13 protein-coding genes are annotated in these 13,215 nt (G+C 34.6%); 2 read left to right on the top strand and 11 right to left on the bottom strand.

All coding sequences use genetic code 11. From position 1 onward, the window contains the following. Nucleotides 1–105 precede the first annotated feature (105 nt). From MKY06_RS29525 to MKY06_RS29480, 10 genes are all read right to left on the bottom strand, one after another. Complete coding sequence (locus MKY06_RS29525; protein WP_116299423.1) at nt 106–1,125, bottom strand: Gfo/Idh/MocA family oxidoreductase; 1,020 nt, start codon at nt 1,123–1,125, stop codon at nt 106–108. Between the two features lie 148 nt (nt 1,126–1,273). Then, nucleotides 1,274–2,296 (bottom strand): Gfo/Idh/MocA family protein, encoded by a 1,023-nt coding sequence (locus MKY06_RS29520; RefSeq protein ID WP_116299424.1) that lies wholly within the window; start codon nt 2,294–2,296, stop codon nt 1,274–1,276. A 121-nt stretch (nt 2,297–2,417) separates the two neighbouring features. After that, a complete protein-coding gene (locus MKY06_RS29515) occupies nt 2,418–3,842 on the bottom strand; it encodes a sugar porter family MFS transporter (protein ID WP_372585899.1) in 1,425 nt (474 codons plus the stop codon). 422 nt (nt 3,843–4,264) lie between these two features. After that, nucleotides 4,265–4,441, bottom strand: coding sequence for a hypothetical protein (locus tag MKY06_RS29510; RefSeq protein WP_180228469.1), 177 nt, complete (start codon nt 4,439–4,441; stop codon nt 4,265–4,267). Nucleotides 4,442–4,674: 233 nt separating this feature from the next. Further along, nucleotides 4,675–5,889, bottom strand: coding sequence for a Gfo/Idh/MocA family protein (locus MKY06_RS29505; protein WP_098590909.1), 1,215 nt, complete (start codon nt 5,887–5,889; stop codon nt 4,675–4,677). A gap of 118 nt (nt 5,890–6,007) precedes the next feature. Continuing rightward, a complete protein-coding gene (locus MKY06_RS29500; protein WP_098590910.1) occupies nt 6,008–6,949 on the bottom strand; it encodes a sugar phosphate isomerase/epimerase family protein in 942 nt (313 codons plus the stop codon). A 394-nt stretch (nt 6,950–7,343) separates the two neighbouring features. Beyond that, on the bottom strand, nt 7,344–8,243 hold the full coding sequence (locus MKY06_RS29495; protein WP_098660601.1) for an AraC family transcriptional regulator: 900 nt from the start codon (nt 8,241–8,243) through the stop codon (nt 7,344–7,346). 285 nt (nt 8,244–8,528) lie between these two features. Next, nucleotides 8,529–8,906 (bottom strand): enoyl-CoA hydratase, encoded by a 378-nt coding sequence (locus MKY06_RS29490; RefSeq protein WP_116299426.1) that lies wholly within the window; start codon nt 8,904–8,906, stop codon nt 8,529–8,531. A 75-nt stretch (nt 8,907–8,981) separates the two neighbouring features. Next, entirely contained in the window at nt 8,982–9,758 is a 777-nt protein-coding gene (locus tag MKY06_RS29485) for an AraC family transcriptional regulator (RefSeq protein ID WP_116299427.1), read from the bottom strand. Between the two features lie 24 nt (nt 9,759–9,782). Continuing rightward, nucleotides 9,783–10,358, bottom strand: a complete 576-nt coding sequence (locus tag MKY06_RS29480; protein WP_116299428.1) for a LysE family translocator — start codon at nt 10,356–10,358, stop codon at nt 9,783–9,785. A gap of 454 nt (nt 10,359–10,812) precedes the next feature. Here MKY06_RS29480 and MKY06_RS29475 point away from each other — a divergent pair, with 454 nt between their 5' ends. Further along, nucleotides 10,813–11,193: a hypothetical protein gene (locus tag MKY06_RS29475; protein ID WP_098278884.1), complete on the top strand. Its 381-nt coding sequence runs from the start codon at nt 10,813–10,815 to the stop codon at nt 11,191–11,193. 648 nt (nt 11,194–11,841) lie between these two features. On the opposite strand, the gene MKY06_RS29470 is transcribed toward MKY06_RS29475, so the two are convergent. After that, nucleotides 11,842–12,015: a hypothetical protein gene (locus tag MKY06_RS29470; protein WP_172738031.1), complete on the bottom strand. Its 174-nt coding sequence runs from the start codon at nt 12,013–12,015 to the stop codon at nt 11,842–11,844. A gap of 348 nt (nt 12,016–12,363) precedes the next feature. On the opposite strand from MKY06_RS29470, the gene MKY06_RS29465 reads away from it, so the two are divergent. Next, entirely contained in the window at nt 12,364–12,966 is a 603-nt protein-coding gene (locus tag MKY06_RS29465; protein WP_053488582.1) for a hypothetical protein, read from the top strand. Nucleotides 12,967–13,215 lie beyond the last annotated feature (249 nt).

The following is a 13,215-nucleotide window of genomic DNA, read 5'->3' as shown; positions in this document are numbered from 1 at the left end:
TATTTCCTATAATTCTTCTGCTCTTTTATAAACTAAAATTTAAAATGTGTAGAGCTTTGATCACAATATAGATAAAATAGCCATCTATTAATCCTCGTATTTTATTTAGACTAACTGCGTATTGTCCTTAATTTTTACCGGTGTATTTGTCTTGACTGATTCAATGCAAGCAAGTGCAATTGAAAGAGCTCTACGAGCAGCTCTCCCTGTCACATATGGTATAGTTCCAGTGCGTATACATTCTACAAAGGAAATTAATTCAGCGACGTAAGCATCATGGAATAATTTCGTATCTTGTCGGCATGTATCGCTACTTATTCCCTCTGCTGTGTAACGGATCATATTTGTTTGCTGTGCACTTCCAGCTGTCACCATTCCAGCTGAACCAAATACTTCACTACGCACATCATAGCCATAAACTGCTTGGAAATTTGCTTCAGCTGTTGCAATGGCTCCATTGTCAAAACGGATATTTACAACTGCCGTGTCAAGAAGGCCATTATCCTTAAAATCTGGTCGTACAAGCGCATCTGCAACGGCATACACCTCAGTTGGTTCCGCACCTGGGTTTAAATAAAGTAACGCATCAAAATCATGAATGAGAGTTTCGAGGAAAATTGCCCACTCTGGAATTGGAGTTGGGTCACCTAATCCTGGATCACGAGTTAGCGATCTTAATAACTGGGGAGTTCCAATTCGTCCTTCGACAATATCATTATGAGCAGCCCTAAAACCTGCAGCAAAACGGCGGTTAAAACCAATTTGTAAGGGAACGTTTGCTTTTTGTGTTGCTAAAATAGCTTTATCTGCTTCTTCTAAAGTTATTGCCATTGGCTTTTCACAAAAAACGGCTTTTCCTTCATTCGCTGCAGCAATAATAAGTTCTGCATGTGAACGGGGGGGAGTTGCAATAATTACTGCATCAACAGATGGATCCTGAAACATTTCCCTTGGGTCTGTATATGTTTTGGACGCTCCAAGCTCTGAAGCAAGTCTCTCTGCTGGTCCAGTTCTAGGGGCAGTAATTGCAGTAAGTTTAGCTCCGTGAATTTTATGAGCAATAGACTTACCATGAAAACTTCCCATACGTCCTGCACCAACAAGACCTATTCTAATTTCTCCCATCTTTCTTCCTCCTTAAAATCCGGTATTAATTCTTTCCTGCTTATAATTCAACTATAAGGAAAGTACTTCCTTATGTGAATTTTCATCTAAAAAGCATAAGATTTAGAAATTACACTATAAAATATTTGCATTTTCTTCAATTCGTTGTTTAATTAGAAACCTTCAAATCCTCTGGCGAAACATTTATAAAAGCTCCCTTTTCAACAGATTTAAAGCATGCATCAATAGCTTTCATATTATTGATTGTATTTTCCGTAAAATAGGATGGTATTTCTCCCTCTAATATACAGTTAGAGAAATATTCAATTTGAAGTTTATACTGATCTCCAAGAGCTTCTTCTGTTCTATAATGTCCGTCCTCTGTATATATCAGGATGGGAGCTTTACCCTTAAATACTTGAGGTGCGAAGGCTCTTGGTAGTTGAATGCTTCCCTCTGTTCCAATAATTTCATAATAATCTGTACGTGTTCGATCCATAGCAGCATCAAATATAGCTGTCATTCCATTATTAAGCTCCAACAAGCCTGTTACAGAAATATCTACTTGTCTATCATGGTCTTTTTGCATAGAGGTAAAAACTCTTTTAGGCTCCGAATTTAAAATATTTCGAATGGCATGGATACAGTAACAACCCATATCATATAAGCTACCTCCCCCTAATTCGCCATTCATACGAATGTTTCCGTTCTGATTTTTAAGGTAGGATGAAAGAGTTGCCTTCATTGTTTTTACATTTCCAATTTCACCAGAAGCTATAATCTCTTTTACTCTTTGATGTTGGGGGTGAAACTGATACATAAATCCTTCCATAAACATCACGCCATTTTCCCCACACGTCTCAATCATCTCTTTAGTTTCTTTAAAGGTTAATGCTGCTGGCTTTTCACATAATACATGTTTCCCTTTTTTTGCAGCCTCCTTTACCCAATGTGAATGAAGTGCGTTGGGCAATGGAATATACACAGCATCAATGTCTGGATCTTCCAATAATTTGTCATAGGAATCATAAATTTTCGGAATCTCAAATTTTGAAGCAATTTCCTTAACCTTTATATTCGAACTAGCAATGGCAGTGACTGCCGCATTTATCGCCTTCATATAAGCAGGCAGTAATTCATCTTGCACAACTTGTGCAGTACTTAAGACTCCCCAACGTACGTGAGTTTTCACTTATTCCAACCCCTTCAGCTATTATTTTTTTACCTATCTATTAAAAAAGCAAAACTCCACGGTAAGGTGAAGTTTTCTCAAGATTGATTGGTATATATGTAACGTTTTTTGATCTCTTTTATCAGCTTTCTTTTTTAAAGTTAGCCTCAATTTGTTCTAATGAAAGCCCTCTTGTCTCTGGTAAGAATTTCGCTACATATATTATTCCCACAATACCAAATGCGGCGAATAGGAAAAATGTTGATGACAAACCTATTACATCTAGTAGAAGAGGGAAGAATAATCCTACTAAAAAATTGCAAAGCCATAAACATAATACAGCCAACCCCATACCAATACCACGTAAGCGAACAGGGAATATTTCGGCTAGTATGAGCCATGACATCGGGCCAATTGCTCCCTGGAAAAAGGCTAAGTATACCACCGTCATAGACAATACTACATATGGCAACATTGGAGATCCGGTAAGCATGAGAGCAGAAATACCAATCGTAATAAGTGCAATCGTTACCCCTGTTAAACCTGTAAGTAACATGGGCCTTCTGTTCACTTTATTTAGTAGCGACATCCCAACAATAACTGCTACAACAGCAATTAATCCATTTGCTACGTTTGCAATTAATGCTGTTTTTGTACCGAAACCAGAATTTTCAAGAATTTTTGTTCCATAATACATAATAGAATTGATACCTACTAATTGGGATATAGACCCAATAGCAATACCAAGCATAACAATACGACGAATCCAAGGCGTTCCTAAATCTTTGAAACTCATTTTTTCTGTTTTTTGCTCTTCTGAAATATATGCTTTTATATCCTTCAATTCTTGTTGAGCGATACTTTCACTACGAATCTTCTGAAGTATTTTCAATGCATCAGCCATCTTTCCTTTTGATGCTAACCATCGAGGACTTTCAGGCAAAATAAGTACTCCAATCCAAAGCGCTAAGGCTGGCAATGTGGCAATTACCAACATATAACGCCAAGCATGTCCTGCATCTCCAAAGACATTCCCGATAACTGCATTAAATATATAGGCAAGAAACTGACCAGTAACAATCATCAATTCATTTTGCGTAACCAATATACCGCGCCTGTCTGCAGGTGCTATTTCAGCAAGGTAGGATGGAATGACTACAGAAGCTCCACCCACAGCAAGTCCCAATAGAAAACGAAAAGCAACCATTATAGTTGTATTTGGTGCTATGACACAACCAGCTGCAGAAAAGAAAAATAATATTGCAAGATATAAAATAACCTTCCTACGTCCTTTATTATCAGATAAGCGTCCGCCAAATATCGAACCAAAAGCCGCACCTAATACGAGAGAACTTGCTACTAAACCTTCAGTGAAAGGGTTTAAGTTTAATTGGTCAGGCCGGGCCATAAATGGAAGCGCTCCATTAATAACCCCCGTATCATATCCAAATAATAGTCCTCCAAACGTTGATACAATGGTGACCAATTTTAAAAACTTTTTTGAGTCCTTTTCCTTGACCTGTTCCGTTTGTGCTGAGTAATCATTAGGCAATTTGAGATTTTCCACATTAAATTCCCCCTTTATTGATTGTATTTGTTATAATATAATGCTTATCCATCAAGCTTTTTGCTAAATATGATTGCAAAGGAAATGCCCCCCTTTTAATGAAAATAGGTAACCTAAGTCCTCATATCTTCATAAAGATTATCAATTGAGGTTTATTGTAAATAAGAATTTATGCGTCGAGTGACCGATTTAAAAGCGCTTTCATTTATCCTCTCTTGACTATGTCCCCCACTATCCTTTTAAAGATCGTGAAATTCTGGATAAAAGATCGGAACAACATAGTTTTGGATTAAATTTCAATATAGAAGATAATATATAATTTTATTTCTGTTTATCCTTATTAAAGTCATTTGGTTAAGTTACCTTAATTAATGCCTGCAAAGTTAAATCTGTTTTTTATTCTCATAATTGAGTAGGCATATTTAGAAGGAACGGATATCTTTTACTATATTTTTAATATTCTGAATTTTAAATTCCAACTGTTGGTTGATTTTTAGCACATCTGGATCAGAGAAACCTTTATTCTTTGCTAATTCATACTTATCTAAACGGTAGTTTGCTATACTTTTACTTAAATCTAGTACCTCCCTCAAAATCATCAGGACTCTTTCCTTTCTACTATTTTAAATTTTTCAATTCACTATTTCCTTTAAAACACTAAACAATTAATGAAATTGGTGACCTTTATTTTTCAATAATTTAATAATCAAAATTTACATAATTCATTAATATACTTTTTTATTTAAAAGCCGTGACATTAGCTTTCACAACCAACCCCACGGCTTTTATTCACTATTTTGTTACTTTTAATTGTTATCGATTCTACCTAAATTTAAAGAGTTTCTCCTACCAATGCAGCTTCTTTGTTGCTCTCAAAATCTACCCATACGGATCCTTGATCTGCTGAACGTACACAATTTTCGATCCAGCGAACGCCTTCCAGTCCTGCATTAATATCTGGGTAAACAAGTGTATCTAACGTTTCTTGATCACCGCGCATTTTCGCATCAATTGCAATCGCAAACTTCAGGTAAATATTTGACCATGACTCTGAAAGTCCTTCCTGATGTAAAGCGCCTAAACGCTCATCCGCATTACAGCTTTCATCTAAGTAAGGCATTGATCGAATCAACGTTTGAATTGGCTGTCCTTGCACTTCATATCGTAATTCATTTGGTTTGCTGTCCCACCATTCTAAGCTTGCCTTAGAACCAACAATACGAATTCGATGACCGTCCATACAACCGGCATCAATAGAAGATGTCCACAGTCTGCCCACAGCTCCATTTTCATAGTGCATTAAAACGTAAGCATTGTCTTCAAGTGGAGCACGACTGCCAATAAAGCTCTGACGATCACATAATAACTTTTTAATTTTCATTTGTGGCATGATTAACTGTGACATATAGTACGTGTGTGTAGAAAGATCGCCTAACACGTAACTTGGTCCTGCAATCTTAGGATCCACGCGCCATTTTTGTGCAGCATTCACTTTGTCTCCGTCATCAGTAGCATTAAATCCATGCGTATACTGTAGTTCAACTACTCGTATATCGCCGATTTCTCCTTTTTCAACCATTGCTCTCATTTGAAGTAACAACTGATTACCAGAGAATCCATACGTTACCCCAACAATTTTCCCTTTTTCTTCAGCTAGTGCTTTGATCTCTAGTACCTCATCACTTGTAAAAAACAAAGGCTTTTCACAAATCACATGTAGACCTGCATGTAATGCCGCCTTACAAATTTCATAATGAGTACCATTAGGCGTAGCAATTGATACAACCTCAAGTCCGTCTTTTCGCTTCGCTTCTTCTGCAAACATCGTTTCATAATTTGGATAACAACGGTCCTCAGAGACCCCAATGTTGACACCAAAGTCTTTTCCTCTAGCAGGATCAATATCGAATGCCCCAGCTACCAGTTGAAAAGCTGTGTTATCTCTAAGTGCCCCAATTCGATGCTTATAGCCAACCTGCCCTAGTCTTCCTCCACCAACCATACCCCATCGTAACGGTCTTGCAATTTTTTTCTCTCCATTTAACATAGTAGAATTCCTCTCTTTCATGTAATATTTATGTGGGATGTTCCCAATTTGAATAAAAAAGAACGAAAATTCAGAAATATATAAACCTCAAGTATCTGAAGCAATTCATTTAATCAAATTAAAAGCTAAGTGTTTGTTTTAATGCATCAATTGAAGTTCGAACCCCTGCTTCAACTGACATTGTTAAATCTTCCATTTCTAGAGAAACTTCTTCATCATAGCCCATCATCTTAACAACAGAGAAAAATTCTTTCCACCACTGTAAATCTTGCCCACAACCTACGGCTACGTAATTCCAAGCTCTATTTGCTACATCCGTCACTTCTTTTGTTTCCATTACCCCGTTAATCCCTGATAAATGGCGTTCAAGGCGCACATCTTTTCCATGAACATGGTGGATAGCTGCTCCTAATTCTCTAGCTGACAAAATTGGGTCTGCGCCCATCCAGATTAAGTGGCTTGGATCTAAATTTAGTCCTACAGTAGGTCCTACCGCATTACGCAGTTTAAATAATGTTTCAGGGTTATAGACTAATTGTGAACTGAAGTTTTCAAGAGCAATTTTTTCAATACCGCAGGATTCAGCTTTCTTAACTAGTTCTTTCCAGTAGGGTATGGCTACTTCATTCCATTGATAATCTAAAATATCTTTTAACACTGGAGGCCAGCTTACAGTATAGGTAATCCAGTTTGGAATTTTATCTTCAGGACTTCCAGCTGGTAATCCACTCATCATGATTACTTTCTTTATACCTAATAATTTGGCTAGTTCGAATGTTTTATCTGTCACTTCTCGATGCTCTTTACCCAACTCACCTGGATCCAATGGATTTCCAGAACAATTTAATGCACAAAGTTTAATATTGCGTTTTTCCAATTCATTTAAGAATTCAGCTCTTTTGTAATCGCTTTCTAAAAGTTCATTTAATTTCAAGTGAGGCGCTGGTGACCAACCCCCTGTGGTCATTTCGATTGTATCAATTCCCATTTCTGTTATCACATCTAACATTTCTTCAAAAGGTAAATGTCCTAAACTGTCTGTTACATAAGATAATTTCATGTTTTTCTCCTCCTAAAAAATCTGTGTACAATCACTCATTAAGATTATAATTATAGGACAAATCTATCCAACAATTTTCATTACTTTACAACCTTGTTTATAACTTAGTAATATCGTTATTTGTTAACACTTCGCTTTTAAACTTATCCATTTTTACGAAATAATCTTAATATGTGGAAAAACAAGCAATTGGAAACGCTTTTATTTAATTGAGTATTCAATAAATTTTGTTTCTATAGTGATTAGTATAAAATATGAAATCTTAATCGTCTTTGTTTTAAGAGGACTACTTTTTATCTTTTAAGGACAATTTTATCGAACATTACTAATTTTTTTTAATAAAAATAACCCTTCTCTACTTTTTCATAAATGACATTAAGTAGAGAAAGGTTGACTAATCTTTATATATAACTGTTTTTAACTTTGTATATAGAGCACGAAAACGTCCTGGTGAACTATGCATCGAAGTAGTAAAAACGCGTGTAAAGTAGTGAACGTCTGGAAAACCTGTTTCTTGAGCAATATCTCTAATAGATAAATCGGTGGTTTTGAGCAATGTAGCAGCTCGTTGAATTCTTTCATTTTGTACATACTCAGAGTAGTTGATACCTAATTCAGCTTTAAATAGCCGAGAGAGGTGTCGACTAGATAGGTGTAAATAAGTGGCTGTATCCGTAAGTTTAATAGAATTTGATAGATTATCTTTAATATATAATTTCGCAAGGGTAAGGATCAAAGAAGACTTTTTTGGAACAGTCTTCTGACTATGGTAATTCGAAGACACAACAAAGGTTTGTATTAATGAAAGAATAAGGGAATGAGCTAAATTGGATAGTATCTCTTCAAAAAGAGCGCTTTCACTGTTTGCTGCTTGAATTAAAAGAGACTTCCACATTAACGGTGCAGCTGTATCGTCTTTTACATCTATCACTACTTCAGAACATTGTTTTGCCTCTTCAATTATTGTTATCCACTTTTCAGTTGATTCTGATTCAACTAGTTCAAACCCCACATATAAGAGAAAAAGTCCGGTGTCGCTTTTTATTTGGTGTAAAACATCGGGTCTTGAAAGAAACATTGTATTTTCTTTTATTTGATATGTACATTCCTGTTCTATATAAGTTCCTTCTCCTTCGACTACGTAACACACCTCAAAGAAGGAATGTTTATGAGGTAAATTATTATAATGTTCTGGCATAACTCCCCAGTAGTGAACATAAAAAGACACTCCATTACTTCCTGTACACTGAATATATTCATTTAAAGTGATTTTCCCCGAGACAAAATTATCCAACAAAACGCCCCTCCTATTTATAAAACTGGAAAATTTATTTCATTAATTATTAATACAAACTATAATTTAAATGAAAAAATTTGTCTATAAAGACTCTAAATGAAAGTAAGGAACGATATGATAATAAGTTGAAGGAGGATTAAATAAAAAGATCCTTCTGAAGGTGAGAATCTAAAGTACTCTTTACTTGTTTCATCCCTCTGTCCCAGTCCGGCAATCGGATCTAGGCAGAAACCTTCTAATTTGTGTAAGTGACTATATAAGCTACTAGTTCCATATGGAAAATCAATTTTTTATAACTCCAGAGAAATCTCCTTTTAGAACTTCTTTCTCATTTTGATTTTGACATATAAAAGAAGCAGTAATAAGAGTTCTTTCGCCTTGCTCTTCGAATTGCTCGATTTTGACTTCACAACGAATGGTATCGGTCGTAAAGACCGGTCTTAAAAATTCAAAAGTCATTTTACGAGCGAGTACGCTGTAATCGCCTCCTATTTTTGTCGGTAACGTAGCTGTTAGTAATCCCTGTATGACAAGTCTCCCCTGTTCATCAGGCGTAACATGGTGAGATCCTTCGTCACCTGAAACCTTAGTAAACAATTCAACATCTTCTGCTGTGAAAGTCCGTTCAAATCTAATAATATCGCCTACTCTTAAAGACAATTTTATTCCTCCTTTGTTTTAAACCCATTTATCTTTTCTAAGTATAACTACACACTTAATATCAAAAATTCCTACTCAATTTAAATGTGACATATATTCAAAGGCTGTGGTTCCATATACACTTTTAAAGTGTTTATTTAAATGGGTTAAATCAACAAAACCACATTCAGCTACTGCTACATAAATATCTCTATTTTTTTCTATTAACTGCTTTGCACGTTCTATTTTGCAGTTCAGAAAGTATTGGTATGGCGAAATTCCAGTATGTGCCTTGAATAATCGGATAAACTGGAATTTTGATAAATCAAGCTCTTTACATATCTCATCAAGTTTAAGTACATTTTCTAAGTTGGTATGAAGTATATCCTTTGCTTTTCTAATCAGAGCGTTATCTTTCTTAAAATCTGTAGAAAAATCAGTTTGTACAAGACTATCTGTCAGGGATAACAGTAATTCACTACACAAAATCTCATCTTTTTCGCTTAATATTGCATTAGCAAGGCTCAATATTCTTTTTTCAAGTCTATAATCATACACAATAGGGTTTGAAAAACGTACGATATCCTTTTTCTCAATAACCTCTAATAGCAATTGCGGCTCAATATATAACATTACATAATCAAGGCCTGTCTCATCATGTGCCATTCCATCATGTGCCTGTTCTGGATTAAAAAGCATAACTCCATTTTGATAGGATAAGTGTAAGCTACCATCCAAGTGATAGTGTTGAATACCACGCAATGTGACACCTATTGCATACTCTTGGTGAGCATGCTTTTTATACGTAAAATCAGTCATACTTGCGGATAAAGCTGTAATACCTGCCGATTTTTTATAGATAAATTTGTCCATTTTATTCACCTCTTAAGTAGCTACCTACACCCATACCATGATTGCAGCATAAACTAAAAACAATGCCATTAACACATTCACAATCTTTTTATGCTTCTGTAAAAACTCCTTGAAGATTGCACCGAAAAGTACCCATGTAATAAATGCTAAAAATCCAATAACAGTTATAGTGATAACACCTATTGTAACCGCAGGCATTGAAACATAATAAGGCATAATGTAGGTAGGAATGACGGTCATTGCAAATATTACTACCTTTGGATTTAAAAACTGTGTAAGGAGCCCAGACATAAAGGTGCCTGTTTGGTTTATAGTTGGCTTTGATGAATCCATTTTATAAACTTGATAAGCAAGATACAACATATAAAAGCTTCCAAGTATCTGCATAACAATTAAAATTTTTGGTATTACCGTGGCAAGTATCGTATTCAACATAGCAGAAATAGCAAGTAAGAACCCAAAAGCAATTGTTGCTCCATACGTATATTCCATTGCCTTTTTTGTCCCAGAATTATGCACGGTGGATAATATGACGATATTAGTAGGTCCTGGTGTAAACGTAACAATAAAACAGTAAAATACAAAAGATGTAATATTCATGAGGTAAACTCCTTTCAAAATATCCTCATATAATCGTACATCTTAAAATTCAATCGTATATAGTATATTATTGCAGAGGTATATAAAACTGTTATTTCCCACATTATGCAAATGTAAATTAGAAATAACTTTATTTCATACTATTTGATATAGGTTATAGCATATGAATAAAAGGTGCACTTTTTATACATCTTTAGGTCATTCATAATCCTAAGAAAAGCTGTCATATCAACGATGTATAAAAAGCTGCATAATTCATAAGAGAGACCCTTTTAGAACCCTTACTCCCATAAGGGTTCCCTTTTTTGGTGTGTTCCTAAAAGAGTGTTTATGTTAACTAAATCTGAATGCGATATACATACAACTTTAATATCAAAAGGATATGCCCCCTTCAGAACAATTCTAAAGGGGGCGTACCTGAAATATAAATATAATTGAAAGGAGTGAGATAATAATGCAAGCAAGTACCTTTTTAGGACTATTTTGGGGATGGACGACCGTTATCGTATCAGGAATACTTTTTATACGTCCATCGGTACTACGTGAGCTGAAAAAATTAGTGGTTGAAGACCGAGGGTTTGGGATTATATATGGCTTCCTATCTATTTTCTTAGGGTTAGGAACTGTTATCCTGCATAATGTATGGGCACTCAATTGGCAGGGATTCATTACACTTATTGGATGGCTCGCACTACTAAAGGGAATTTACGTGATTGCATATCCTGAACCATCCAAGAAAACCGGTTTTGAAGTACGGATACTATCTACGCGTATAGCACTTGCTATCCTTGGTGTTTTGGCTTTATGGATGCTTATAGTAATCTATATTAAATAATCTGTAATTCGAAATAGTGACAAACATGTCTCTAGCAACAAATAGATGGGGTTATCCATTCATTTCTCTTCCACTGGAGGACGTGAGATCGTAATACCTTCTAAACAATGAATTTAGCTCATACTAAACAACTTCTGATAAAGTACATTATGTAAACTAAATCTGTATACGGCCTACAGCTGTAAAACAGAAAAAACACTGGGTGGTCTACTCAGTGTTTTTTCTGTTTTTGGATGTTATGCAATTGGTCTCTATAGGCTGATGCCCCAGGGCGTACAAAGCATCATGAGTAGTTTGTTACGAATGTGAAAACTTATTCGTTGTTGGCTAATTTACAATTTAATTTTATAAATAGACATACTAATTATATCCAATTTATTTAGTAATCAAAGGTGGAAGTCTAATCATGATGTATGTCTTTCTGTGCTTTTTAGTTTTTAATTTAGGCTCTTTTCGTAAAGTTTGTGGCTTTTACAAAGTAAAATCCTAAAAAGGAAAAATATTTGTATTTGTAGAATAATTATCATAGAGCTTATTCAACTAAATGGCAGTTTAGTTAAATAAGTAGAAGTTGAATTCTGGATTAGCATATGCAAAAGGTGTAACAAAAAAAAGAATTGTACATGAGACAGTTCTTTTAAAGAGGGATTATTTCACTTTTTTGAGAGGTGAAATGACTTTGTTATAAAAATATCTTTCCCATTTAGCTAATAAACTGTTCCCATTTTCACCTTGCTGTATTTCAATTTCGTGTTTTTTATGAAATTCACTTACTCGCTTATTATGTTCTTTATGCCAGTGATGGAGAGCTTTTTGGTTCATTTTTATTCCTCCTTCAAAATATCATCATAATTATAGCTTTATAATTGTTAATTATAAAGCTATTTTAGCCCACAAATTTTGACATAAAAGATGAAAATTGATGTCAAAACCTTCTTTAATTACAAGGTACTTGGTTACAATTACTTATTATCAATTAAGGAGATTAATTTCTGGAAATTAAATGGAAGTTCAATGTTTAAAAAGAGCATCTTATTAAATAATTAGATGCTCTTTTTGGTGCCTAGAACGTTGATTATGTAAACTGATTTTGTATATGGTATATAGTTGTTAATCTCGATAAAGGTATAATTAAAGAGTAACACTTTTCTTATGAGGAGGAATGGCTTAATGATTGATAATAGATTATCTAAGATTAAGAATCATGAAGTGGATGATTCTTTGAGTGAACTTACTGACACAGACATTTTGTTGAATTTCCAACAAGCAATTACGAGCTTATACCCTCATCTAATTCCCATACATGCTCATGCTTATGATGCTTGGGACGATATTGTCATTCCATTGTTTTATGAAATGGTTTATAAGACGTTTACTTATAAATACGGTATTGAGATTGAGCCAAATGAAACACACGCTTATATGTTTAGCTTAAGACGTTATGAAGGTATTCATCATATTGAATGCTTTCCCAAAATGGCACCTTTTAAAGGCATACTGAATAACGATTATTTTGAGGTTAACGATGAGGAACTAAAAGGAAAAAGGCTTGTTTTCAAGTCTTTTGGAGATAGTGTTCACTATTTAACAACTGGTTTGGATACTGAAAATACTGATGCTGTTAATTTTGAATTAGTTGAGGTAGACGTTATATGTTCTCAATCAAACAGGATCACAGATATTGATGGATGTACTACATTTTTTATCCATAAAGACGATGTAGAATTTATGTTTATTGCTGAGACTTTTAATCAACATTTACATAGGGAGTAGGAATATGATGAATCTAAAAGAAAAGCAAAGTTCAAAATTTAGCGATATGTTTAAGTCCTACGAACAATTTTTGAAAAAGATTTTAAATATGTTCTTCACTAGATGATAGTTCATGCCAAAAAAGCTTTTAAGAAACATAACACTTAAAAGCTTTTTTTGGTACCTAGAATTCACATTATGGTAACTAACTTTTCGTGAAGTATATATAAGGTAATTGAAGAGTATTAAAGTATATGGGAAATTGAGGAA

The organism is Priestia sp. FSL P4-0332, from assembly GCF_038005845.1.
Taxonomy (GTDB): domain Bacteria; phylum Bacillota; class Bacilli; order Bacillales; family Bacillaceae_H; genus Priestia.
Note: the sequence above shows the minus strand (reverse complement) of the source record. Positions and strands in the feature narration are given on the sequence as shown.

Coding starts and splice junctions, on each gene's coding strand:
- MKY06_RS29525 (WP_116299423.1), bottom strand. CDS start 1,125: ATGGGAGAAATTAGAATAGGTCTTGTTGGTGCAGGACGTATGGGAAGT.
- MKY06_RS29510 (WP_180228469.1), bottom strand. CDS start 4,441: ATGATTTTGAGGGAGGTACTAGATTTAAGTAAAAGTATAGCAAACTAC.
- MKY06_RS29505 (WP_098590909.1), bottom strand. CDS start 5,889: ATGTTAAATGGAGAGAAAAAAATTGCAAGACCGTTACGATGGGGTATG.
- MKY06_RS29500 (WP_098590910.1), bottom strand. CDS start 6,949: ATGAAATTATCTTATGTAACAGACAGTTTAGGACATTTACCTTTTGAA.
- MKY06_RS29485 (WP_116299427.1), bottom strand. CDS start 9,758: ATGGACAAATTTATCTATAAAAAATCGGCAGGTATTACAGCTTTATCC.
- MKY06_RS29480 (WP_116299428.1), bottom strand. CDS start 10,358: ATGAATATTACATCTTTTGTATTTTACTGTTTTATTGTTACGTTTACA.
- MKY06_RS29475 (WP_098278884.1), top strand. CDS start 10,813: ATGCAAGCAAGTACCTTTTTAGGACTATTTTGGGGATGGACGACCGTT.
- MKY06_RS29470 (WP_172738031.1), bottom strand. CDS start 12,015: ATGAACCAAAAAGCTCTCCATCACTGGCATAAAGAACATAATAAGCGA.
- MKY06_RS29465 (WP_053488582.1), top strand. CDS start 12,364: ATGATTGATAATAGATTATCTAAGATTAAGAATCATGAAGTGGATGAT.